The 22,398-nt window shown below is 72.3% G+C and carries 20 protein-coding genes; 12 read left to right on the top strand and 8 right to left on the bottom strand.

Translation table 11 applies throughout. The features are described 5' to 3' along the window. Positions 1-68: 68 nt before the first annotated feature. Both IEZ27_RS08885 and IEZ27_RS08880 read left to right on the top strand, forming a co-directional pair. Positions 69-950: an amidohydrolase family protein gene (locus IEZ27_RS08885; RefSeq protein WP_189646758.1), complete on the top strand. Its 882-nt coding sequence runs from the start codon at positions 69-71 to the stop codon at positions 948-950. 241 nt (positions 951-1,191) lie between these two features. Next, positions 1,192-1,728, top strand: a complete 537-nt coding sequence (locus tag IEZ27_RS08880; RefSeq protein ID WP_229823697.1) for a cysteine dioxygenase — start codon at positions 1,192-1,194, stop codon at positions 1,726-1,728. Here the strand turns inward: IEZ27_RS08880 and IEZ27_RS08875 are convergent. Together IEZ27_RS08875 and IEZ27_RS08870 are read right to left on the bottom strand one after the other, a co-directional pair. Next, positions 1,700-2,365, bottom strand: coding sequence for a (2Fe-2S)-binding protein (locus tag IEZ27_RS08875; RefSeq protein WP_189646757.1), 666 nt, complete (start codon positions 2,363-2,365; stop codon positions 1,700-1,702). The genes IEZ27_RS08880 and IEZ27_RS08875 overlap by 29 nt on opposite strands. A gap of 14 nt (positions 2,366-2,379) precedes the next feature. Next, a complete protein-coding gene (locus tag IEZ27_RS08870; RefSeq protein ID WP_189646756.1) occupies positions 2,380-3,552 on the bottom strand; it encodes a CynX/NimT family MFS transporter in 1,173 nt (390 codons plus the stop codon). A gap of 70 nt (positions 3,553-3,622) precedes the next feature. Between IEZ27_RS08870 and IEZ27_RS08865 the strand changes: the two genes are divergently transcribed. Next, positions 3,623-4,606, top strand: a complete 984-nt coding sequence (locus tag IEZ27_RS08865) for a LacI family DNA-binding transcriptional regulator (protein ID WP_379478557.1) — start codon at positions 3,623-3,625, stop codon at positions 4,604-4,606. Here the strand turns inward: IEZ27_RS08865 and IEZ27_RS08860 are convergent. Then, positions 4,569-5,831, bottom strand: coding sequence for an MFS transporter (locus tag IEZ27_RS08860; RefSeq protein ID WP_229823695.1), 1,263 nt, complete (start codon positions 5,829-5,831; stop codon positions 4,569-4,571). The two genes, IEZ27_RS08865 and IEZ27_RS08860, sit on opposite strands and share 38 nt — an antisense overlap. Before the next feature lie 59 nt (positions 5,832-5,890). Here IEZ27_RS08860 and IEZ27_RS08855 point away from each other — a divergent pair, with 59 nt between their 5' ends. From IEZ27_RS08855 to IEZ27_RS08815, 9 genes are all read left to right on the top strand, one after another. Next, on the top strand, positions 5,891-6,877 hold the full coding sequence (locus tag IEZ27_RS08855) for an ArsR/SmtB family transcription factor (protein WP_189646755.1): 987 nt from the start codon (positions 5,891-5,893) through the stop codon (positions 6,875-6,877). Positions 6,878-6,969: 92 nt separating this feature from the next. Next, a complete protein-coding gene (locus IEZ27_RS08850) occupies positions 6,970-7,935 on the top strand; it encodes a sugar-binding transcriptional regulator (protein WP_189646754.1) in 966 nt (321 codons plus the stop codon). A gap of 170 nt (positions 7,936-8,105) precedes the next feature. Beyond that, positions 8,106-9,158, top strand: a complete 1,053-nt coding sequence (locus IEZ27_RS08845) for an ABC transporter substrate-binding protein (RefSeq protein WP_125637098.1) — start codon at positions 8,106-8,108, stop codon at positions 9,156-9,158. A gap of 9 nt (positions 9,159-9,167) precedes the next feature. After that, positions 9,168-9,941, top strand: coding sequence for an ATP-binding cassette domain-containing protein (locus tag IEZ27_RS08840; RefSeq protein WP_125637099.1), 774 nt, complete (start codon positions 9,168-9,170; stop codon positions 9,939-9,941). After that, positions 9,938-11,167, top strand: coding sequence for a sugar ABC transporter permease (locus IEZ27_RS08835; RefSeq protein ID WP_189646753.1), 1,230 nt, complete (start codon positions 9,938-9,940; stop codon positions 11,165-11,167). Before IEZ27_RS08840 ends, IEZ27_RS08835 begins: the two co-directional genes overlap by 4 nt. Continuing rightward, positions 11,167-12,630: an FGGY-family carbohydrate kinase gene (locus tag IEZ27_RS08830; protein ID WP_189646752.1), complete on the top strand. Its 1,464-nt coding sequence runs from the start codon at positions 11,167-11,169 to the stop codon at positions 12,628-12,630. Before IEZ27_RS08835 ends, IEZ27_RS08830 begins: the two co-directional genes overlap by 1 nt. Beyond that, positions 12,627-14,072, top strand: coding sequence for an FGGY-family carbohydrate kinase (locus tag IEZ27_RS08825; RefSeq protein WP_189646751.1), 1,446 nt, complete (start codon positions 12,627-12,629; stop codon positions 14,070-14,072). Before IEZ27_RS08830 ends, IEZ27_RS08825 begins: the two co-directional genes overlap by 4 nt. Beyond that, positions 14,069-14,683, top strand: coding sequence for a histidine phosphatase family protein (locus IEZ27_RS08820; protein ID WP_189646750.1), 615 nt, complete (start codon positions 14,069-14,071; stop codon positions 14,681-14,683). The genes IEZ27_RS08825 and IEZ27_RS08820 overlap by 4 nt, the downstream gene beginning before the upstream one ends. Further along, a complete protein-coding gene (locus tag IEZ27_RS08815; protein ID WP_189646749.1) occupies positions 14,680-15,681 on the top strand; it encodes a 2-hydroxyacid dehydrogenase in 1,002 nt (333 codons plus the stop codon). Before IEZ27_RS08820 ends, IEZ27_RS08815 begins: the two co-directional genes overlap by 4 nt. Here IEZ27_RS08815 and IEZ27_RS08810 read toward each other — a convergent pair. The 5 genes from IEZ27_RS08810 to IEZ27_RS08790 form a co-directional block, all read right to left on the bottom strand. After that, a complete protein-coding gene (locus IEZ27_RS08810; RefSeq protein WP_229823693.1) occupies positions 15,678-16,538 on the bottom strand; it encodes a carbohydrate ABC transporter permease in 861 nt (286 codons plus the stop codon). The genes IEZ27_RS08815 and IEZ27_RS08810 overlap by 4 nt on opposite strands. Continuing rightward, positions 16,535-17,422, bottom strand: a complete 888-nt coding sequence (locus IEZ27_RS08805; RefSeq protein ID WP_185844822.1) for a carbohydrate ABC transporter permease — start codon at positions 17,420-17,422, stop codon at positions 16,535-16,537. Before IEZ27_RS08805 ends, IEZ27_RS08810 begins: the two co-directional genes overlap by 4 nt. A 48-nt stretch (positions 17,423-17,470) precedes the next feature. Next, positions 17,471-18,769, bottom strand: a complete 1,299-nt coding sequence (locus IEZ27_RS08800; protein ID WP_189646748.1) for an ABC transporter substrate-binding protein — start codon at positions 18,767-18,769, stop codon at positions 17,471-17,473. A 123-nt stretch (positions 18,770-18,892) separates the two neighbouring features. Then, positions 18,893-19,666, bottom strand: coding sequence for an AMP-binding protein (locus IEZ27_RS08795; protein WP_189646747.1), 774 nt, complete (start codon positions 19,664-19,666; stop codon positions 18,893-18,895). 358 nt (positions 19,667-20,024) lie between these two features. After that, a complete protein-coding gene (locus tag IEZ27_RS08790) occupies positions 20,025-22,379 on the bottom strand; it encodes an ATP-binding protein (RefSeq protein ID WP_189646746.1) in 2,355 nt (784 codons plus the stop codon). Between the last annotated feature and the right edge of the window lie 19 nt (positions 22,380-22,398).

The following is a 22,398-nucleotide window of genomic DNA, read 5'->3' as shown; positions in this document are numbered from 1 at the left end:
ACCACCTTGATTTCGCAGGACACTTCGTTTACCTGTAATCTCAGTAGGAAATAGAGGGAGGTGTGATCGTGAGCATCGACGTGCATCAGCATCTGTGGACCGGCTCGTTCGTCGCCGCGCTGCGCGCTCGCACCGTCCCGCCCCGGCTCGACGGCTGGACGCTGCTGCTCGACGGCGAGCCGCCGTACGAGGTCGACCCGGCCGATCACGAGCACCGGGACACGACCGGGCTCGACCTGGCGCTGGTGTCGTTGTCGAGCCCGCTCGGCGTGGAGTTCCTGCCGCCGGAGGAGTCCTGGCCGCTGATCGACGCCTACCACGAGGGCGCGCTCGGGCTCGGCGAGCCCTTCGGCGTCTGGGCGGCGACCTGCCACAGCGAGCCCGACCCCGGGCGGCTGGCCAAGGACCTCGACCGGGGGCTGACGGGGTTGCAGATCCCGGCCACCGCCGTACCCGACGACCGGCTGCTCGACGTGCTCACCGAGCGGGACCTGCCGCTGTTCGTGCACCCGGGGCCGGCCGGGGCGCCGCCGCCGCCGGGGACGCCGCCGTGGTGGCCGGCGCTGGTGCCGTACGTGCAGCAGATGCAGGCGGCCTGGCACTACTTCCACGCCGTGGTCCGGCCCCGGCACCCGAGGTTGCGGGTGTGCTTCGCGTTGCTGGCCGGTCTGGCGCCGCTGCACTCGGAACGGCTCATCGCCAGGGGCGGCACCGGGCGCGGCCTGGTCGACCCCGGCTTCTACGTGGAGACGTCGTCGTACGGGCCGCGTGCCATCGACGCGATCGTCCGCGAACTGGGCATCGACGTCGTCATCAACGGCTCCGACGCCCCGTACGCCGTCGCCCCCGACCCCGGCCTCGGCACAGCCGCCGCCCACGCCATCAGAACCACCAACCCCAACCGCCTCCTGGGCCGCCCCCGCCCTCCCACTCCACAGGTGCGGCCATGAGCCGCGAGGGAGTGCCGGCGCCTGGAGGAGCGGCGGGAGCGAAGCGACCAGAGCGGGGGAAGGCGACGGCATATGGCGACCGAGCCCGCCGCACGAAGTGCGGCCATGAGAGCGCGAGGGAGTGCCGGCGCCTGGAGGAGCGGCGGGAGCGAAGCGACCAGAGCGGGGGAAGGCGACGGCATATGGCGACCGAGCCCGCCGCACGAAGTGCGGCCATGAGATGCAGAAGGGAGACTCGTACGTGAGTGACATCCAGATTCAGGGCGGGGGCGCTTGTGGGCGGCTTCCCGAGCGCGCGCTCGACCGGCGCGAGCTGCGCGGCCTGGTCGACGAGCTGGCCGCCAACCCGCAGGAGTGGCGTGACCTGGTCGACTTCCCGGCCGACGGCGGGCGGCACTACGCCTCGTTGTACCGGGACGCCTACGTGGACGTCTGGGTGTTGTGCTGGCGCCCCGAGGACGACACGGGCTGGCACGACCACGACATCTCCTCGGGCGCGGTGAACGTCGTCCAGGGGGCGTTGAAGGAGTCCAACCCGCGCATCGGCGGCGAGCACCTGGAGACCGTGGTGCCCGCCGGGCAGTCGTTCTCGTTCGGGCCGGACCACATCCACCGGCTCGGCGGCGCGGTCGGCGAGAGCGTGTCGATCCACGCCTACTCGCCGCCGCTGTGGCGGCTCGGCCAGTACTCCATCGACGACAGCGGCGTCATGCGCCGCGTCTCGGTGAGCTACGCCGACGAGCTGCGTCCTATGGACGAGCCTGTCGCTGTGGCCTGAGCACGCAGCAGCTCCCGCACGCCTCGACGTCGGGCAGGGTGATCCACAGGCAGCACGTCCTGCGGAAGTAGCCGTCGTCGGCGGGCTCGACCAGCCCGTCGACCGGCCGGCCGATCTCGGCCAGCAGGGCCATGTAGTCGCCCTCGACGATGGAGACCAGCGGGTGGGCGAACGCCTCGGCGGTCGAGCCCCACAACGTGCGCTCGCCGACCTTGGCGAGCGCGCCGATGGCCCGGACGAGGGGTTGCTGCGCCTCGGCCAGCACCTCGCGGATCGGCTCGACGCCGGTCCCCCAGCTCACCCGGGCGGCGGCGATCGTCACGCCGGCGTCGGAGACCTTGAAGTACGTGTCGGCCAGCCGCATGACCGGGATCCGGCGGTCCAGGGCCCAGCCGAGCGCCATGGGCAGGGTGTGCCAGTAGCCGAAGGTCTTCCAGAACAGCGCCGCGCCGACGTGCCGCGGCGCGTTCCAGCGTTCGGCCGTCTGCGCGATCAGGCCTTCCAGCAGTGTGTACGGCTCCCGTACCAGCTCGGCGGCGGCCGTCCAGCTCTCGTCGGGGTCGATGACGAGGCCCGGCTCGACTCCGATGACGCCGCCGCGGCTGTCGGCCAGACGCTGGAGAGCCTCGGTCAGCACGCTGGGATCCCTTTCTACAGGTTAGCCTTACCTAAGGTAGCAGGGCGTCCGGCGAACCATCCAGCGACCAGCTGGGCCCCGAGTATGCCCAGGCCGACCGTCAGCGGCACGGTCCAGCCGCCCGAGACCTCCCTGAGGTAACCGAAGAGCAGCGGGCCCAGCGCGGCCACCACGTACCCCACCGACTGGGCCACGGCCGACAGCGCGGTCACCCCGGCGGGATCGGCCGGCCGCAGCGCGATGATCAGCAGCGCCAGCGCGAACGAGGCCCCCTGGCCGATGCCGAGCACGACCATCCACAACCACGGCACGGTGGCCGGGGCCAGCAGTACGCCGAGGTAACCGAACACGGTCAGCACGCCGGCGCCCACCACGTACGGGACCTGGGAGTCCCGGCGTCCGGCCAGCACCGGGACGGCGAGCGAGGTCGCGACCTGGACCAGGTTCGTCAGGCTGAGCAGGTAGCCGGCCTGGTCGGCGGGCAGGCCGGCGTCGAGGAAGATCGTCGGCAGCCAGGCCAGCATGACGTAGAAGGTGAGCGACTGCAGACCCATGAGGGCGGTCACGTACCAGGTGACGCGGCTGCGCAGGATGGCGCCGAACGGCCTCGGGCCGTTCTGCTCGGCCGCCTTCCCGCGCATCGCCTGGGGCAGCCAGAGCAGGGCCGCGAGCAGGGCGGGCACGGCGAGCAGGGCCGAGACGCCGCGCCAGTCGAAGCCGGTGGCCCGTTCCAGCGGGATCACCAGGGCCGAGGCCGCGGCCGCGCCGGCGACCACGGCCGCGACGTAGACGCCGGTGAGCAGGTTGACCCGGGTGGGGAAGTGCTGCTTCACGATGCCGGGCATGGCGACGTTCATGACGGCGATGGCCGTCGCGGCCAGCGCGGAGCCCAGGTAGAGCATGGGAGCGCCGTCGAGCCCGCGCAGCAGCTCGCCCGCCGCGACCACGAGCAGGCCGGCCAGCAGGGTCCTGTCCAGGCCGATGCGCCGCGCGAGCAGCGGCGTGAGTGGGCCGAACACGCCCAGGCAGACGACCATGACGGTGGTGATCGCGCCGCCGCCCGACGGGGACAGCCCGACGTCCTTCATGATCTCGTCGAGGAGCGGGGACAGGCCCGCGATGGCGGGTCTCAGGTTGAGCGCGGCCAGCAGGAATCCGGCCACCAGCAAGACGTTTCTCAACGACATAGGGCACCTACTCTGGCACAGGCGTTCTGACAGCGTTGTCCGCCCGGATGGAGTAGGACATGATCCAAGCGTGAGACCGACGATGAAGGACGTCGCGTCGGCGGCGGGCGTGGCGCTCAAGACCGTCTCGCGTGTCGTCAACGGCGAGCCCGGCGTGCATCCGGCGACCGCCGAAAGGGTGCGCGCGGCCATCGACCGGCTGGGCTACAGCCGCAACGAGAGCGCCAGGGGCCTGCGCAGGGGCATGACCGCCACGATCGGGCTGGTCATCGAGGACGTCGCCGACCCGTTCTACGCAGGTCTCAGCAGGGCCGTCGAGGACGTCGTCATCGCGCACGGCTGCCTGCTGCTCAGCGGATCGTCGGGCGAGGAGCCGGGCAGGGAGCGCGAGGTGGTCGAGACGTTCTGCGCGCGCCGCGTGGACGGGCTGATCGTCGTCCCGGCGGGGGACGATCACGCGTACCTGCGGGGGGAGCTGGAGACCGGCACGCCCGTGGTGTTCGCCGACCGGCCGCCGGGGTCCGGGATCGACGTGGACACCGTGCTCGCCGACAACGCGGGCGGGGCCGAGCGGGCCGTACGGCACCTGCTCGCGCACGGGCACCACAGGATCGCGTTCCTGGGGGACGATCCGGCGATCTACACCGCGGCCGAGCGGCTGGCGGGCTACCGCAGGGCGCTGGGCGGGCTGTTCGATCCGCGGCTGGTGGCGATGCGTACGCCGGCGCTGGACGACGTACGGGCCGATCTCGGTCGCATGCTCGCGCTGGACGAGCCGCCGACCGCGCTGTTCACCGGGAACGGCCGGCTCACGGTGACCGCGCTGCGGGCCCTGGAGGGACGGCGGCTGGCGCTCGTGGGGTTCGACGACTTCGAGCTGGCCGATCTGCTGCGGCCGGGGGTGAGCGTGGTGGCCCAGGATCCGGCGTGGATGGGGCGGGTGGCGGCCGAGCTGCTGTTCCGCCGGCTGCGCGGTGACGGCGGGCCGCCGGAGCACGTGGAGCTGCCCGTACGGCTCATCCCGCGCGGCTCCGGCGAACTCCCGACGCCTTAGCCGTACCGGAGGCCGGGGCTGGTGCGGGGGCGGGGGTCGGGGGGCGTAGGGAGCGGAGCAGGGCGAGGGCGGACAGGATGCCCGCGGCGCCCGCCGTGACGATCGCGGGCCCGGGGCCGGCGGTCTCGCCGAGCACGCCGATCAGGGCCGCGCCGGCCGCCTGCCCGGTCATCAGCCCCGCCGACTGCAGCCCGAACGCCTGCCCGCGCGCCTCCTCGGGCACCGCGTCCACGAACCGCCGCTGCAACCCGAGCTGGTACGACAACCCCGCCGCCGCGCACGCCGCCAGCACCGCCGCCCACCCGGCTCCCGGCCCGAGCACGAACCCCAGCCACGGCACCCCGAGCAACACCGCGAGCGGCGCGGACAACCGCTCCCGCAGCGGCGGCGCGGCGAACCTGCCCACGGCGAACTCCCCCACCGCCATCCCGACCGCCGCCGCCGCGAGCACCACGCCCGCCCGCCCCTGACCGCCCAGGTACGGCACGATCATCGCCTCCGCCCCCGCCAGGCACATCGTCGGCACCCACCCGGCCAGCAGCAACCCCCGCACCCCCGGATCGGCCAGCAGCCGCCGATTCACCCGCAACGTCTGCCGCACCGCCCCCTCACCAGTGGCTCCGGGGGCGGAGGCGGGGAGGCGGGGTGGGCGGTTGGGGAGGCCGTACCGGAGGACCGCGGCGCCGGCCAGCGCGAGGCCCGCCGTCGCGGCCAGGGCGCCCTGCGCTCCCGCGAGGGCCAGGAACGCGCCCCCCGCCGCGAGCCCCCCGACCTGCGCCGCGGCCGAGGTGACCCCGAGCACCGACCGCCCGAGCACGAACGCGTCCCCCGGCAGCACGTCCGGCAGCGTCGCCGACCTGGCCGCGCCGAACACCGGCGAGAACAGCCCGCTGACCAGCACCAGCGCCAGCATCCCCCACACCGGCAGCCCGGCGTAGGCGAGCAGCAGGCACACCACCGCCCGGACCAGCTCCCCGGTCACCATCAGCGCCCTGGGCCGCAGCCGGTCGGCCAGCGACAACAGGAACATCCCGCCCACGATGTACGGCAACCACCCCGCCATGTACGCCGCCGCCGACAACCCGGGAGACCCGGTACGCGCGTACACCAGCACGGACAGGGCCAGCATCTTGATCGAGTCCCCGGTGACGAGCAGCGCGAAGCTGCCGAAGAGCACCCGGAACTCCTTGACGGCGAACACATCGCCGTACGTCGCCGCTCTCACACCCCCGATGCTGCGGAACCGGCCGCCATCCGGGCCACAGTTTCGGATATAACCGAAAGATGCCACTAAGGATCCAGGTCAGCCCGCAGGACCTGGTGGCCAGCAGGTTCGCCATCTCGCCGCTGATCGAGACCATGCACGCCCACTGGACGCTCGACGGCCGGAACGACCCGGGCGTGCACCGCCGCTGGGTGGAGCGGTGGCGCGGCCCGTACCTCGACCTGGTCGGACGGCATCCGGCGCTGCGCGCGCTCGCGGCGGTCAGCGGCAACAAGGGCGACGCGAACGTCGACTTCATCGCGCCGCCCCCGGCCGGGATGAGCGTGCCGTTCGAGACCGAGCTGGCCTCGATGCGCCGGACCCCGGTCGCCCAGGCCCACGCGGAGATCACCAGGGTGGTCGCGGGCCTTCCGCCGTTGCCGGGAGAGCTTCGGGACGTGCTGTTCTCGCCGCGGGTGGTGCAGGTGCTGGCGGACGCGTACGAGGCCCTGTGGCGGGAGATCATCTCGGTGGGCTGGCCGCGTTTCCACACGATCCTGGAACGCGACGTGATCCAGCGCGCCGGACGCCTGGCCGCCTACGGCTGGGCCGCCGCGCTCGACGACCTCAGCGACCAGGTGCGCTGGCGTCCGGACGGGCACATCGAGGTGCGCCTGCACACCCGGCACGGCCTGCACGTGCTGGGCGGCAAGGGCCTGCTGTTCCTGCCGACGGCCTTCTCCCGCTCGGTCGGGGCGTACCTGGAGGAGTCGTGGCCCAACGCGCTGGTCTACCCGGCGCGTGGCACCGGCGCCGGGGTCGGCGTGCCGGACGGCGACCTGGCGTTGCTGATCGGGCGTACCCGGGCGCGCATCCTCACCGAGCTGGCCGTGCCCGCGACGACCACACACCTCGCCGCCCTGCTCGGCCAGAGTCTCGGCACCACCGGGGGCCACCTCGCGGCCCTGCGCCGGACGGGTCTCGTCGCGGGCACCCGTACGGGCCGTTCCGTGCTTTATGCGCGTACGCCGCTGGGTGACGCGTTGGTCGGCCGATCCCTGGCGTAGCGGACTAACCTGTCCCTCGCGGCGGAAGGCCGTATAGTCGTTTTCGCATGTGTTCAGCAATTGTGTTCACGCACCATCGAGGGAGCGCGCGCATGAATGCCGCCGACGTCGCACCGGAGGCGCAGGCCAGGTTCCCCCACGAGCTGATGTACGCGGCGGCCCAGCAGTACTACGTGGAGGACGCCACGCAGGGCGACATCGCCAAGCGGCTCGGCGTCAGCAGGGCGACCGTGAGCAGGCTGCTCACCGAGGCCCGCAGGCAGGGGATCGTCGAGATCAAGGTGCACCGCCCGGCCACGCTGGAGGACGGCCCGCTGGCCGCCGAGGTGGCGCGGGCGCTCGACCTGGAGCGCGTCTACCTGGTGCCCAAGGTCAGCGGACCCGCGCTCGGCCCGTGGCTGGCGCCCGGGGTGGCCCGCGCGCTGGCCGCCGTGGGCCTGGAGTCGGGCGACGTGGTGCTGGTCTCCTCGGGCACCACCGTCTACGAGTGCGCCCGCGAGGGCCTGGGCCAGTTCCCCGGGGTCACCATCGCGCCGGCCGTGGGCGGCCAGGAGGAGCCGCAACCCTGGTTCCAGACCAACGAGACCACCCGCATCCTGGCCGAACGCGCCGGCGGCGTGCCCGCCTACCTCTACGCCCCCGCCCTGCCGGGCCCCGAGCTGTTCTACTCGCTCCAGCACGAGCCGTCCGTGCGCCGGGTCATGGACCTGTGGGCGCACGCCAAGTGCGCGATCGTCGGCGTGGGCTCGGCGCCGCTGATGCGGCAGATGGTGCCCGCGCTCATGCCCCGCGACGCCGACTCCCTGCGCCACGCCGTGGGCGACGTCTGCATGCGCGTCTACGACAGGAACGGCGACCCGGTCACGTACGCGGGCAGCGAGCGTCTGGTGGCCACCCGCCCCGAGGAGCTGCGCCGCATCCCGGCCACGATCGCGGTCGCGGTGGGCGCGGAGAAGGTGCTCTCGATCGTCGCGGGCGCCCGGGGCGGCTACTTCAACCAGCTCGTCACCGACACCCCGACCGCGGAGGGCCTGGTGGCGGCCGCTCGCCAGCTCTGAACACTTTTGCTGGACAAATATTCTGACCTCGCGCTAACGTGAGCCGCACCACAGGGCTCGCCCTCCTGTGAGGGCGTGCCCCGGTCTCGGGGGCATCGAGCGTGATGAATGAGCGAGTGAGGAATGAACCCGTGAACAGAGCTCAGACGCGGACGTATGCGTTCGCCGCAATGGCAGTGCTCGCAGGCTCGGTGCTGGCCGCGTGCGGCTCCGGCTCCGGCTCCGGCGGTGATGGGAACACCGGCGGCGGCGGGAGCACCGAGAACGCGAAAGTCGCCTTCCTCATGCCCGACCTCGCCTCCACCCGGTACGAACTGCAGGACAAGCCGCTGTTCGAGGCCAAGATGAAGCAACTCTGCCCGAGCTGCGAGGTCATCTACCAGAACGCCGACTCCGACGCCGCCAAGCAGCAGCAACAGGCCAACTCCGCGCTGGCCCAGGGCGTCAAGGCGATCGTCATCGACCCGGTCGACTCCGCCGCGGCGGCCACCATCGTCAAGACGGCCCAGTCGCAGCAGGTGCCGGTCATCGCCTACGACCGTCCGATCCCGGCCACGCCGGCCGACCACTACATCTCGTTCGACAACGAGAAGATCGGCGCGATGATCGCCCAGTCGCTGGTCGACCACCTCAAGAAGGAGAACGCTGAGGGCGGCATCCTCCAGGTCAACGGCTCGCCCACGGACGCGGCGGCCGGACTGATCAAGAAGGGCATCCACAGCGCGGTCGACCCGAGCGGCTTCAAGCTGCTGGCCGAGTACGACACCCCCGACTGGCAGCCGGAGAAGGCCCAGACCTGGGTCAGCGGCCAGATCACCCAGTTCAAGGACCAGATCGTCGGCGTCGTCGCGGCCAACGACGGCACCGGCGGCGGCTCGATCGCGGCGTTCAAGGCGGCCGGGACCAAGGTGCCGCCGATCACGGGGAACGACGCCGAGATCGCCGCCGCCCAGCGCATCGTCTCGGGCGACCAGTACAACACGATCTCCAAGCCGATCAAGATCGTGGCCGAGGCCGCCGCGGACACGGCGTACCAGTTCATGCAGGGCAAGAAGCCCGCGGGCAAGGACACGCTCTACAACACGCCCTCGCAGTTGTTCGTCCCCACGGTCGTGACCAAGGAGAACATCAAGGAGGTGCTGTTCGACAGCCAGATCATGAAGGCCGCCGACGTCTGCACCGGCGAGTACGCCAAGGGCTGCACCGAGCTCGGCATCAAGTAGGAGGCGCCGATGACCGTCCTGTCCCTGCGGGGCATCAACAAGACCTTCGGTGCGGTGGCCGCCCTCACGGACATCGAGCTCGATGTGGCGGCGAGCCAGGTCGTCGCGGTCGTCGGCGACAACGGCGCGGGCAAGTCCACCCTGGTCAAGATCCTGTCCGGCGTGCACCCGCCGGACTCTGGGACGATCTCGTTCGAGGGCCGGGAGGTCGAGATCCCGACCCCGGCCGCCGCCCACCGGCTCGGCATCGCCACCGTCTTCCAGGACCTGGCGCTCTGCGAGAACCTCAACGTGATCCAGAACCTGTTCCTCGGCCAGGAGATCCGCCCGCTGCGGCTGAACGACGTGGCCATGGAGACCCGCTCGTGGGAGTTGCTCCGGCAGCTCTCCGCCAAGATCCCCAGCGTGCGGGTGCCGGTCGCGGCGTTGTCCGGCGGCCAGCGTCAGACGGTCGCCATCGCACGGTCGCTGCTCGGCGACCCCAAGATCATCATCCTCGACGAGCCCACCGCCGCGCTCGGCGTGGCCCAGACCGCCGAGGTGCTCAACCTGGTCGAACGCCTCCGCGAGAACGGCCTCGGCGTCATCATGATCAGCCACAACATGGCCGACGTACGGGCCGTGGCCGACAAGGTGGCGGTGTTGCGGCTCGGCCGTAACAACGGGGTGTTCGACGTGGGCGACGTCTCCGCCGAGGACATCATCGCCGCGATCACCGGCGCCACGGACAACGCGGTCTCCCGCCGCGCCCAGGCCATGAGCACGAGGGAGGTCACCCCGTGACGACGACCACGGACCGCCAGGACGAGCGGCTGCTCGACCGCCAGGGGCTGCGCGGCGTGCTCGCCGACGTTGTCGAACGGGCTCGCGGCGGCGACCTCGGCGTCATCCCCGTCGTGATCGGCCTCGTCGTCATCTGGACGGTGTTGCAGATCCTCAACCCGATCTTCCTGTCCAGCGCCAACCTGGTGAACCTCACGCTGGAGTCGGCCGCCGTCGGCGTCATCGCGCTCGGCATCGTGTGCGTGCTGCTCGTGGGCCAGATCGACCTGTCGGTCGGCTCGGTCAGCGGACTGTCCGGCGCGGTGCTCGCGGTGCTGTTCGTGGGCAACGGCCTGCCGGTCTGGGTGGCGATCCTGGCCTCGGTGCTCATGGGCGCGGTCATCGGCTGGCTGTACGGGCAGCTCTTCAACCGGTTCGGCGTGCCCAGCTTCGTGATCACGCTGGCCGGACTGCTCGCCTTCCTCGGCCTCCAGCTCTACGTACTGGGCACCAAGGGGTCGATCAACCTGCCGTTCGACTCGGGGCTGGTGAACTTCGCGCAGCTCGACTTCGTGCCCGACTGGTTGTCGTACACGTTCGCGGTGGTCGCGGCCGGGTGGTTGTTCGTCAGCGGGTTCCTGCACGCCGGGGAGCGGCGGCGGGCCGGGTTGTCGGCCAGGAGCGTGCCGCTGCTGGCGGTCAGGAGCCTCGCGCTGCTGGCGGTGCTGGCGTTCGTGGTCTGGTACCTCGGGCAGACGCGCGGCGTGGGCTGGATGTTCGTCTTCTTCGTGGCGCTCGTGCTGGTCATGCACTACCTGCTGTCGCGGACGAAGTGGGGCCGGGCCGTGTACGCCGTCGGCGGCAACGTGGAGGCCGCGCGCCGCGCCGGCATCAACGTCAGGGCCGTCTACACCTCGGTGTTCGTGCTCTGCTCGACGTTCGCGGCGGTGGGCGGCATCCTCGCGGCGGCGCGGCTGGCCGCGGCCAACCAGAGCAGCGGCGCGGGCGACGTCAACCTCAACGCCATCGCGGCGGCGGTCATCGGCGGGACGAGCCTGTTCGGCGGGCGCGGCACGGCCTTCGGCGCGCTGCTCGGCATCGTCGTCATCCAGTCCATCTCCAGCGGCCTGACGCTGCTCAACCTGGACTCCTCGATCCGGTTCGTGGTCACCGGCGCCGTCCTGCTGCTCGCGGTGATCGTCGACTCCGTGTCGCGCCGGTCGAGGACCTCGCACGGCAGGGCCTGATGGCGATCATCTGCGTGGACGCGGGAACCACGGTCATCAAGGCGGTCGGGTACGACGCCACCGGCGCGGAGACCGCCGTCGCCCGGCGTGCCACGACGGTGTCCAGGCCCGCGCCCGGCCACGCCGAACAGGACATGCACGCCGTCTGGGACGCCGTCGCGGACGCCGTACGCGAGGTCGCGGCCACGGTGGAGACCGTCGACTTCGTGGCGGTCACCGCCCAGGGCGACGGCTGCTGGCTCGTGGACCGCGACGGCGAGCCCACCGGCCCGGCCGTCCTGTGGAACGACGGCCGCGCCGCCGCCGTGATCGACGCCTGGACCAGGTCGGGGACGGCCGCGGCCGCCTTCGCCGTGAACGGCTCCTCGGCCGCCTCCGGCCTGCCGCACGCCGTCCTGACCTGGCTGCGCGAGCACCGGCCGGACCGGCTGGAACGCGCCGCCGCCCTGCTGACCTGCGGCGGCTGGCTCTTCTCCCGAATGACGGGCGAGATCGTCGCCGACGAGTCCGACGCCTCGGCCCCCTTCATGGACCTGCGCACCCGCGCCTACTCCCCCGAGCTGCTGACCCTGTTCGGGCTGGAATGGGCCGAGCGGCTGCTGCCCCCGATCCGCTCGGGCCACGTCGCCGCGCTCACCTCGGACGCGCTCGGCCTGCCCCTGGGCACGCCCGTGGTGATGGCGCCGTACGACATCGTCACCACGGCGCTGGGCGCGGGCGCGGTGCTGCCCGGCCAGGCGTGCGGCATCCTCGGCACCACGTTGTGCACCGAGGTGCTGGTGGAGTCGCCGCCGGACGCCGAACCGACCGGCATCACGATCGCGGTGCCCGGCGGCTACCTGCGGGCCTTCCCCACGTTCGCGGGGACCGAGGTCGTCCAGTGGGCCTGCCGGCTGCTGGGCCTGCGCGACCCCGCCGAGCTGGGCGAGCTGGCCCTGCTAGGCGAGCCGGGGGCGGGCGGGCTGGCGTTCCTGCCGTACCTGTCGCCGGCCGGGGAGCGGGCGCCGTTCTCCGACCCGCTGGCCAGGGGCGGGCTGCTGGGCCTGTCGTTCGAGCACGGGCGCGAGCAGGTCGCGCGGGCCGTGCTCGAAGGGCTCACGATGGTGATCCGCGACTGCCTGGCCGCCACCGGCGCCGCGCCCACGGAGTTGCGGGTGTGCGGGGGCGGCTCGGCCAGCGCGGCCTGGCTGCGGCTGATCGCCGACGTCACCGGGCTGCCCGTACGGCGTCCGGCCGACGACGAGGTGGGGGCGCGGGGGGCGTACCTGGTGGGCCTGGCGGCCACGGGCGGCGCGGCGTCCGTCGCGGAGGCGGCGGCCCGGCACGTACGGCTGCGCGCGGCCGTCGAGCCCGACCCCGGCCTGCGCGATCGGTACGACCGGCTGTTCGCCGACTTCCTGACCCTCCGGACGGCCGAGGCCCGATCGTGGCCGCTGCTGGCCGGGATGCGGAGCCGGGCATGAGCGTGTGGATCGGCATCGACCTCGGCACCCAGAGCGTACGGGCGATGGCCGTGGACGCGGACGGCGACGTGCTCGGCTCGGCGAGCCGCCCGCTGACCAGCCACCGCGACGGCCCCCGCCACGAGCAGGACCCCGAGCAGTGGTGGCGTGAGCTGGCCGCCGCCACTCGCGAGGCGCTGCGCGACGTGCCGCCCGAGCGGGTCGAGGGCGTGGCCGTGGACGCCACCTCTGGAACGATCCTGCTCACCGACCGGGACGGCGCCCCGCTGACCCCCGCCCTCATGTACGACGACCGCCGCGCCACGGCCGAGGTCGAGCGGGTCAACGAGACCGGCGGGCCCGTCTGGGAACGGCTCGGCTACCGGCGCATGCAGCCGAACTGGGCCCTGCCCAAGCTGCTGTGGCTGCTGCGCGACGCCCCGCCGCACGTACGCGCCGCGCACCAGAACGACTTCGTCAACCGCCGGCTGGTCGGCCACGACGTGGCCACCGACCTGAGCAACGCCCTCAAGACCGGCGTCGACCTGATCGGCGAACGCTGGCCGGACGACGTGCTGGACGCGCTCGGCGTGCCCGCGGGCACCCTGCCCGACGTGGTGCGGCCGGGCGCCCGGCTCGGCGTGGTCTGCGCCGGGGCCGCCGCCGAGACCGGCATCCCGGCGGGGACGCCGGTGATCGCCGGGACCACCGACGGCTGCGCGGCCCAGCTCGGCGCGGGCGCCCGGCGGGCGGGGAGCTGGAACTCGGTGATCGGCACGACGCTGGTGCTGAAGGGCGTGACCGAGGAGCTGATCCACGACCCGCTGGGCGTGGTCTACTCCCACCGCGCCCCCGACGGCTCGTGGTTGCCCGGCGGCGCCTCCAGCACGGGCGCCGGCGTGCTCTCCCGCGACCTGCCGGGCCGCGACCTCGACGCCCTGAGCAGGCAGGCCGCCGCCCGCTACGGCGGACGGCCCGGCCGGCCTGGGCCGATCACGTACCCGCTGGTCTCGCGCGGGGAGCGGTTCCCGTTCGCCGCCCCCGAGGCCGAGGGGTTCACGATCGGCGGCGACCCGGCCGACGACGTCGAGCGGTACGCCGCCGTCCTGCTCGGCGCCGCCTTCGTCGAACGCCTGTGCTTCGACTACCTCGACCTGCTGGGCGCGTCCGTGGCCGGCGAGGTCATCCTGACCGGCGGCGCGACCAGGAGCGCCTTCTGGAACCAGCTCAGGGCCGACGTCCTGCGGCGTCCCGTGACGTTGCGCGAGAACGCCGAGCCCGCCCTGGGCATGGCCGTGCTGGCGGCTGGCGACCCCGGCCACATGATCAGGACCCGCGCGGTGATCGAGCCGTCGGCCGCCGACCTCCGCGAGCCGTACCTGCGGTTCGTCGGCGAACTGGAACGGCGCGGCTGGCTGCCCGCGAACGCCGCCGGGCACGCCCGGAAGAGGAGCACACCATGACCGACCTCGTCCTGGTCCGCCACGGCGAGACCGTCTGGCACGCCGAGAACCGCTACGCGGGGACCAGCGACGTCGAGCTGACCCCGCTCGGCCGCGAGCAGGCGACCCTGCTGGCGGACTGGGCCGGGCGGGCCGGGCTGGCGGCGGTGTGGTCGTCCACGCTGAGCCGGGCCCGGCTGACCGCCGCGCCGAGCGCCGCCGCGGCCGGCGTGCGGCCGGAGGTGGACGCCCGGCTGCGGGAGCTGGACTTCGGCGCGGGCGAGGGCCTGACCTCGGCGGAGATGCACGACCGGTTCCCCGAGGCACGGGCCGCCTTCGAACGTGACCCGGCCGCCCACCCCCTGCCCGGCGGCGAGGACCCGTACGAGGCCGCCGACCGGTTCGTCGCGGCCCTGCATGACATCGCAGGACGACATCCCGGCGGGCGGGTGCTCGTCGTGGCCCACACGACCGCCATCAGGCTCGCTCTGTGCCGGCTCGTCGGGATCCCGCTCGGCGAGTACCGCCGGCTCTTCCCGCGCCTGGACAACTGCGCCGTGACCGAACTGCGCACCGGCACGGGACGGCCGGCGATCCTGCGGTACAACTCCCCGATTGGAGCCGTTCGTTGACCATCCGAGTCCTCGCCGCAGGCGACCACTTCGTCCAGAACCGCCTGCTCATCGACGCGCTCAGGCAGGCGGTCCCGGGCGAGGTGCACATCAGCGAGCTGACGCTGCCGTGGCCGGTGGAGCCGTTCGGCCGCGTGGGCGAGGTGGACGAGGCGTCGGACGTCGAGGACGCGCTGATCGAGGCGCTGCGCGGCGTCGAGGTCTGCGTGACCCAGATGGCCCCGCTGACCAAGCGCGTCCTGGACGCCTCCCCCGACCTGCGGCTGTTCTGCGTGAGCCGGGGCGGGCCGGTGAACGCCAATCTGGAGGCGGCCGCCGCGGCGGGGGTCGCGGTGACGTACGCGCCGGGCCGCAACGCGGTGGCCACGGCCGAGCACACGCTCGCCATGTTGCTGGCCGCCACCCGCCGCATTCCGCGCACGCACGCCGACCTGGCCGGCGGCGTGTGGCGCGGCGACTACTACATGTACGACAACGTCGGCCCCGAGCTGGAGGGCGGTACGGTCGGCCTGGTCGGCTACGGCGCGATCGGCCGCCGGGTGGCCCGCATGCTGGCCGGCTTCGGCGCCGAGGTGCTGGTCCACGACCCCTACGTCGAGATCCCCGGCCGGGTCGAGCTGGACGAGCTGCTCGAACGTTCCCGCTTCGTGTCGCTGCACGCCCGCGCCACCCCCGAGACCACCGGCATGATCGGCGCTGCGCAGCTCGCCCGCATGCCGGCGGGCTCGGTGCTGGTCAACTGCGCCCGCGGCGCGCTGCTCGACTACGACGCGCTGTGCGACGCGCTGGAGTCCGGCCACCTGTTCGGCGCGGCCATGGACGTCTTCCCCGAGGAGCCCATCCCGCCCGGCTCGCGCCTGCTGACCACGCCGAACCTGGTCATGACCCCGCACCTGGCCGGCGCGAGCAAGGAGACGGCGGCCAAGGCGGCCGGGATCGTCGCCGCGGACGTCGCCAGGTACGTCCGCGGCGAGCCCCTGGCCCACCGGGCCAACTAGCCCTTCAGCGCGCCCGCCATGAGCCCGCGCATGAAGAACCGGCCGAGCAGCACGTAGATCAGCATCGTCGGGATCGAGGCCAGGACCGCCGCGGCCATCTGCTGGCTGTACGGGGTGGCCTGGGCCCCGGCGATGTTGTTGAGCATGACGGTGGTCGGCCAGCTCTGCGGCCCGGTGATGAAGACCGCGAACAGGAAGTCGTTCCACAGCGAGGTGAACTGCCAGATGATCACCACCGCGATCGCCGGCCACGACACCGGCAACACGACCGACCAGTACGTGCGCAACATCCCCGCGCCGTCCACCCGCGAGGCCTCGATCAGCTCGTCGGGGATCGTCACGTAGTAGTTGCGGAAGATCAGCGTGCAGATGGGGATGCCGTAGACGACGTGCGCGAGCACCAGGCCAGGGATGCCGCCGTAGAAGACGCCGTCCAGGCCGGTCTGCTCGTTCAGCCAGACCATGAGCTTGACCAGCGGGATCATCACCCCCTGGTAGGGGATGAACATGCCGAACAGGAACAACGTGAACAGCAGGTCCGCGCCGGGGAAACGCCATTTGGACAGCACGTACCCGTTCATGGAGCCGAACGCGCACGACAGCAGCGAGCCGGGGACGGCCAGCAGCACGCTGTTCCACAACCCGGGGGCCAGCTTCTCCCAGGCCACCCGCCACGCCTCCGTGGTCCACGTCCGCGGCAGGTTCCACGCCTGGCCGGGGTCGGCCTCGGTGAGCGGCTTGAAGCTGGTGGCCAGCAACACGTAGATCGGTATGAGGACGACGACCACGAGGACGATCAGCAACGTGAACCGCACCACGCGGAACCCGGTCCCGCGTCCGCCCGCGACGGCCGTCACGGCCTGCGCTCCTTGCGCACCGACCAGATCAGGTACGGGATCACGAACACCGCCACGCTGAGCACGATGTACGACGCGATCGTGGCCCCCTTGGCCGGGTCGTGGGAGTCGTACACGGCCACCCACATGAACACCGCGGGCACGTCGGTGATGATCTGCTTGCCGGACACCGCCACGATGAGGTCGAACACCTTGAGCGAGATGTGCCCGAGGATGATCAGCGCCGACAGCGTGACCGGCCTGAGCATGGGCAGCACCACGTGCCGGTAGACGCCCCACTCGCCGGCGCCGTCGACGCGGGCGGCCTCGCGCAGTTCCTCGGGGACACCGCGGAACCCCGCCAGGAACAACGCCATGACATATCCAGACATTTGCCATATCGCCGGGAGTGCCATCGCGGCCATCCCCCAGTCCGGATCCCTGAACCACTGCCACTGCGGCAGCCCGATCGCGTCGAACAGCCGGTTCAGCCCGACCGCCCGCTCCTCCGTGCCCGAGTTCATCAGCCACCGCCACACGATGCCGGTCGCGACGAACGACACGGCCATCGGGAACAGGTAGATCGCCCGGAACGTGCCCTCTCCCCAGATCCCCTTCTCCATGAGGAACGCCAGGAACCAGCCCAGCACCAGCGCCCCCACCACGAACGTGATCGTGAACACGATCGCGTGGTTCACGGAGAGACGCCAGCGCGCCTGGTCCCAGATGTCGATGAAGTTCTTCAGCCCCACGAACGTGCCCTCGGACACCTCATCGTGCTGGTCGGTCATGGCCAGGCGGAAGTTCCAGCCCAGCATGCCGTACACGAACACGCCGATCGCCACGATCGACGGCGCGACGAGGAGGAGTCCGGGCAGCCAGGTGCGTGCCCGCCTCACAACCATTTCCCTTCGCGCGGGTACGGCGGGCCTCCCCCGCCGTACCCGCATGCGTCACTGAGCGTTGGCCTTGGCCGCGTCCGCCAGGGCCTGCTGGAGACCCTTGACGTCCTTGCTGCCGATGAACAGCCCGACCGCCTCGTTGATCGAGGCCAGCCACGGCTGGCTCACCGAGACGCCGTGCTGGATGGATCCGGCGAGCTTGTCGCTCGACCAGTCCTTCAGCGCGTCGGCCAGGTAGTCGGTGTAGAGCGCCTGGTCGGCGTCCTTCCGGGCGGGGATGGAGCCCTTCTTCGGGTTGAAGGCGTCCTGGCCCTCCTTGCTCGCCGCGACCTTCAGCCACGCGACGGCCCCGTCCCGGTTCTTGGCGCCCTTGGGCAGGGTGAAGCTGTCCGACAACCACATGTAGGTGCCCTCGGTGCCGGGCGCGGGCGCCCAGTCGAAGTCCGTCTTCGACGTCTTGCCGAGGCCGCCCTCCGGCGGGTTGTGGAAGTAGCCGTAGGCCCAGTCGCCCATGATGTTGAACGCCGCCTCGCCGTCGGCCACCTGCTTGGCCGCGGGCTGCCAGTCGTCCTGCGGGTCGCCCGCGTACGACATGATCTTGGCGAAGTTCTCCAGCGCCTTGGTCATCTGCGGGCCGCTCCAGTCGGCGCCCGGCTTGAACAGCGCGTTGTAGGCGTCGGTGCCGAGCGAGCCGAGCAACACGTTCTCCAGCAGGTGGGTGGCGGTCCACTCCGACCCGACGGAGATCGGGATCTTGCCCTTGGCCTTGACCTTCTCCAGATCGGCGATGAACTCCTCGATCGTCTTGGGCGCGGCCGCGATGCCCGCGTCCTTGAGCACCTTGGGGTTGAACCACAGGACGTTGGACCGGTGGATGTTGACCGGCACCGAATAGATCTTGCCCTCGACGCTGATCTGCTCGACGAGCTGGGCGGGGAAGACGTCCTTGAGCTTCAGTTCGTCATACAGGAACGTCAGGTCCTCCAGGTTGCCCGCCTTGATGTAGCCCTGCAATTCGGCGCCGGCGTGCCCCTGGAAGGTGTCGGGCGGCGTGTTGGCCTGCAACTTCGACTGCAACAGCGCCTTGGCCTTGTCACCCGAGCCGCCCGCCACGGCGGCGTCGAAGAACGTGTAGTTCGGATTCTTCTCCTCGAAGATCTTCTTCATCGCCTGGAGGCCGTCGGCCTCACCGGGGCCCGTCCACCAGGAGAAGACCTCCACCTGCTGCTTGCCGCCGCCACTGCTCGGCGCGGCAGATCGGGAAGCCTCGCCGCCGCTGCCTCCGCCGCAGCCCGCCAGACCGAGAACGCCCGCCATCGTGATCGACACGGCCGCTAACCACCGTCGCATCGCACACCCTTCCCTTCGCGATCCCCCGAAGTAGGTGACTTTTGACAACGTTGTCAACAACGGCTATCAACCCACTTCGCGCGCGCCGACGTCAAGGGCGGAGCAGGTAACAGGTCCGCATACTCAGCCGACGCGCTCCAGCGTGCCGCCGGGCCCGGTGAGCACGGTGACGCCGAAGTCGTAGCTCGTGCCGGGCAGGTCGCCGCAGCCCGCGGCCACGATCAGCGCGCCCTTGGACACCGCGAGGCCGACCAGGGCGGGCAGGTCACGGCCGTTGCCCGGCGACCACGTGCTGAGCACGACGTCGGACTCGGTCAGGCCGACCGGCACGTCGAGCTCGGCCATCCTGGCCAGCAGGTCGGCGTGGGTGAGCCGCCGGCCGCCGGACAACACCAGCGCGTCCTGCCGCTTGGCGTCGAGCGCGGGCAGCGCGGTGGGCTCCAGCACGAGCAGGCCGCGGAAGTCGATCGTGTCGAGCGCCGGGCCGAGCGAGACCACCTGGCGCACGCGGGAGCCGTCGGCCGCCGCGATCGCCGTCTCGGCCAGGTCGGGAGTGGTGATCAGCATGCGCGCGTCGCACTCGCGCAGCAGCGTGGCCACCTCGTCGGCGCCGAGCCCCGGATCGACCGGCGCGGCCACGCCGCCCGCGGCCAGCACGGTGTGCAGGGCCACCGTCTGGGTGCCGGTCGTCGAGACGTGCACCCCCACCACCTGGTCGCGGCGCGCGCCCCTGCGTACCAGCCCGGAGGCCGCCCTCGTCACCTCGGTCACCAGGCTGCGGTAGCCGTAGACGTGGCCGCCGCGCAGATCGACGAGCGCCGGCCGCTCGCCCCGCTCGTAGGCCCGGCAGAACACCTCGTGGATCACGGTGCCGGTGGTCGAGGCGGACGGCTTCATGCCCGCCAACGTACGGCCGCCCGCGCGCCCGCCGCATCCACCGATCTATGTAGAGCCGTGTGCATTTCCCCAGCCCAGGGGGAAGGTGGGCGGGCCCGAGCCCTGCGCGACTCGAGCCCGCTGTCACACGCCCGGGAACCGGGCCCCCACCCCTCCGAGAAGGCCCGGCCCCGTCAGGACGTGTGACGTCCCTCGGTCGATCGGCCGCCGCGCCCCCCGGCGGGAGAGCGGGGAACGCGGGCGCGGCCGATCACATGCAGCAACGGTAGGCGTTCGTACGGCGACCGCACATGCGCTGACATGGCCATTCGAGGATGTAAGCGCCCGGCGGCCACGATGTGTAGAGAAGCCGCCGGGATCAGCGTCCGCCGATCACCCATGCGGCAATCTGTGTACGCGTGGAGAAGCCGAGCTTGCCGAGGATGTTGGCGACGTGCCGCGCGGCCGTGGCCGGGCTGATGATCAGTTCGTCGGCGATGGCCCGGTTGCTCAGCCCGCGGGCCACCAGTTCGGCGATCTCGCGTTCCCTGGCCGTCAGCCTGCTGTCCTGGACGGCCGGGGCGACCGGCGCGGCCGGCAGCTCGGGCAACTGGCCGCCGAGCGCGCAGGAGACCGCCTGGTCGGCCGTCATCGCCAGGCCCTTGGCCCACAGCAGCGCCACCACGGCCTCGCCGAGCCGGTTGCGGGCGGGCCCCAGCAACTCTTCCGTACGGGCGTCCGGACGGCGGCCGCGCAGCCCCAGCGAGGCGGCGGCCAGCAGCACCGCGCGCCGGTCGTCGCCCTCGGCCGCCAGCAGGCGCGCCCAGGCCGCCAGCCGCCTGGCGATGCTGTCCCGCAGGCCCGCGTCGCGGCTGAGCACCAGCGCCTCGGTGAGCCTCGTCCGCGCCTCGGCCAGGTCTCCTTCGTCGAGCGCGACGCGGCCGAGCCCGGCCAGGCAGCTGACGATCTGCTGCCGGGCGTCGATGTGCCGCAGCAGGCGCAGGCCCGCCTCGTAGTGACGGCGGGCGCCGGCCCGGTCGCCGGTGCGCCGGGCGATCTGGGCCAGGCCGACGTGACCGTAGGACTGGCCGAGATGGTTGTCGAGCCGTTCGCTGAGCGTCAGGACCTCCTCGAACGCCCTTCGCGCCTCGTGCAGGCGGCCGGCCCGCAGGCCGAAGTCGGCCCGGGTGCCCTGGGCCAGCGACTCCAGGATCGGGTCGCCGCGCCGCCTGGCCGCCTCCAGGGCGGGAGCCAGCGGCTCCTGGTCGCCGGTCGCCTGGGCCAGCATGATCAGGCCGACGGCCTCGCCGTAGGCGTCACGGGCGTCGACACACAGCGCCAGCCCGATCTGCACGCACCGGGCGGCGAGCCCCTCCTCACCGGCCGCGAGCGCCAGCTCCCCGCGCAGGATCATGGCCTGCCCGCGTAAGCCCTCTGGCACCTCGGGGGCGTCGAGCCCGAGCAGCCGGTCGAGCCGCTCGGCGATGTCGAGCCGCCGCCCGCTGACCATCAGCAGGTAGCGAACGTCGGTCAGCAGCTCCAGCGCGACCTGCGGCGAACCGCTCGCGACGGCCCAGTCGCAGGCCGCGCCCACCTCGGTCTTGAGCCCGTCGAACAGGTTGACGAAGCGTTCGACCACCGGCCACGACGTGCGCGTGCCAGGGGTGAGGACGTCCTTGAACCGCGTGGCCAGCCCGGCCAGGGCCGCCAGGTGGTTGCCGCGCAGGGCCACCTCCTCGCCGGACTCCGCGAGCTGCTCCAGCGCGTATTCGCGCACGGTCTCCAGCAGCCGGTAGCGGGCCTGGCCGGCGATCTCCCCGTCCAGCACGACCAGCGACTTGTCGACCAGGTCGCACAGCCGCGGCAGCACGTCCTCCTCGGGCAGGCCGGCGCCCGTGCACACCCCTTCGGCCAGGTCGAGCGTCCAGCAGGAGCGGAAGGCCGCCACGCGGCGCAGCAGCAGCCGTTCCTGGAAGCTGAGCAGGCGGTAGCTCCAGTCGACGGCGGCGCGGAGCGTACGGTGCCTCGCGTGCGCCGTACGGGCGCCGCCCGCCAGCACCCTGAACCGGTCGTCGAGCCGCTCGACGAGCTGTCTGACCGACAACACCCGCACCATGGCGGCGGCCAGCTCGATCGCCAGCGGCAGCCCGTCCAGCGCCTGGCACAACTCGATCGCCAGCGGCAACGTCTCCTCGGTCAGCTCGAAGTCGGGCCGCGCGGCGGTGGCCCTGGCCACGAACAGGCGCACGGCCTCGCTCTCCTCGCCGACCAGCGAGAGCGGCGGCACCCGCCAGACGGTCTCGCCCGGCACCCGCAGCGGCTCGCGGCTGGTGGCCAGCACGGTGAGCCTCGGGCACGCGCCGAGCAGGTCGCGGCAGAGCTCGGCGCACTCGCCGATCACCGGCTCGCAGTTGTCCAGCACGAGCAGCACGCGCCGGCCGCCGATGGCCTCCGGCAGGTCGTCGGCGATGCCGAGCGCGGCCGAGACCTGCTGTCTCAGCTCGCCCTTCTCCACATCGGCCAGCTCGACCAGCCACACGCCGTCGGGGTGCTCGGGGGCGATCCGGGCGGCCAGGCGCAGGGCGAGGCGCGTCTTGCCGATGCCCCCCGCGCCGCACAGTGTCACCACCCGCGACACGCGGCCGAGGTGCACCAGCTCATCGAGATCGGACTCCCGGCCCACGAACAGGTTCGGCTCGGCCGGCAGGTTGCAGAAATCGGCGGTTCGCAGCATCACTGTGAGTGTGGCACCA

Origin of the sequence: Nonomuraea spiralis (genome assembly GCF_014648435.1) — a bacterium.
Classification (GTDB): Bacteria; Actinomycetota; Actinomycetes; order Streptosporangiales; family Streptosporangiaceae; genus Nonomuraea; species Nonomuraea spiralis.
This window is presented reverse-complemented; position numbering and strand designations above follow the sequence as displayed.

What these genes read in the sequence shown, in the direction of transcription:
- IEZ27_RS08855 (WP_189646755.1), top strand. Translation starts at nt 5,891, where the DNA reads ATGCCACTAAGGATCCAGGTCAGCCCGCAGGACCTGGTGGCCAGCAGG.
- IEZ27_RS08805 (WP_185844822.1), bottom strand. Translation starts at nt 17,422, where the DNA reads ATGGTTGTGAGGCGGGCACGCACCTGGCTGCCCGGACTCCTCCTCGTC.
- IEZ27_RS08850 (WP_189646754.1), top strand. Translation starts at nt 6,970, where the DNA reads ATGAATGCCGCCGACGTCGCACCGGAGGCGCAGGCCAGGTTCCCCCAC.
- IEZ27_RS08830 (WP_189646752.1), top strand. Translation starts at nt 11,167, where the DNA reads ATGGCGATCATCTGCGTGGACGCGGGAACCACGGTCATCAAGGCGGTC.
- IEZ27_RS08800 (WP_189646748.1), bottom strand. Translation starts at nt 18,769, where the DNA reads ATGCGACGGTGGTTAGCGGCCGTGTCGATCACGATGGCGGGCGTTCTC.
- IEZ27_RS08870 (WP_189646756.1), bottom strand. Translation starts at nt 3,552, where the DNA reads ATGTCGTTGAGAAACGTCTTGCTGGTGGCCGGATTCCTGCTGGCCGCG.
- IEZ27_RS08790 (WP_189646746.1), bottom strand. Translation starts at nt 22,379, where the DNA reads ATGCTGCGAACCGCCGATTTCTGCAACCTGCCGGCCGAGCCGAACCTG.
- IEZ27_RS08840 (WP_125637099.1), top strand. Translation starts at nt 9,168, where the DNA reads ATGACCGTCCTGTCCCTGCGGGGCATCAACAAGACCTTCGGTGCGGTG.
- IEZ27_RS08795 (WP_189646747.1), bottom strand. Translation starts at nt 19,666, where the DNA reads ATGAAGCCGTCCGCCTCGACCACCGGCACCGTGATCCACGAGGTGTTC.
- IEZ27_RS08825 (WP_189646751.1), top strand. Translation starts at nt 12,627, where the DNA reads ATGAGCGTGTGGATCGGCATCGACCTCGGCACCCAGAGCGTACGGGCG.
- IEZ27_RS08820 (WP_189646750.1), top strand. Translation starts at nt 14,069, where the DNA reads ATGACCGACCTCGTCCTGGTCCGCCACGGCGAGACCGTCTGGCACGCC.
- IEZ27_RS08845 (WP_125637098.1), top strand. Translation starts at nt 8,106, where the DNA reads ATGGCAGTGCTCGCAGGCTCGGTGCTGGCCGCGTGCGGCTCCGGCTCC.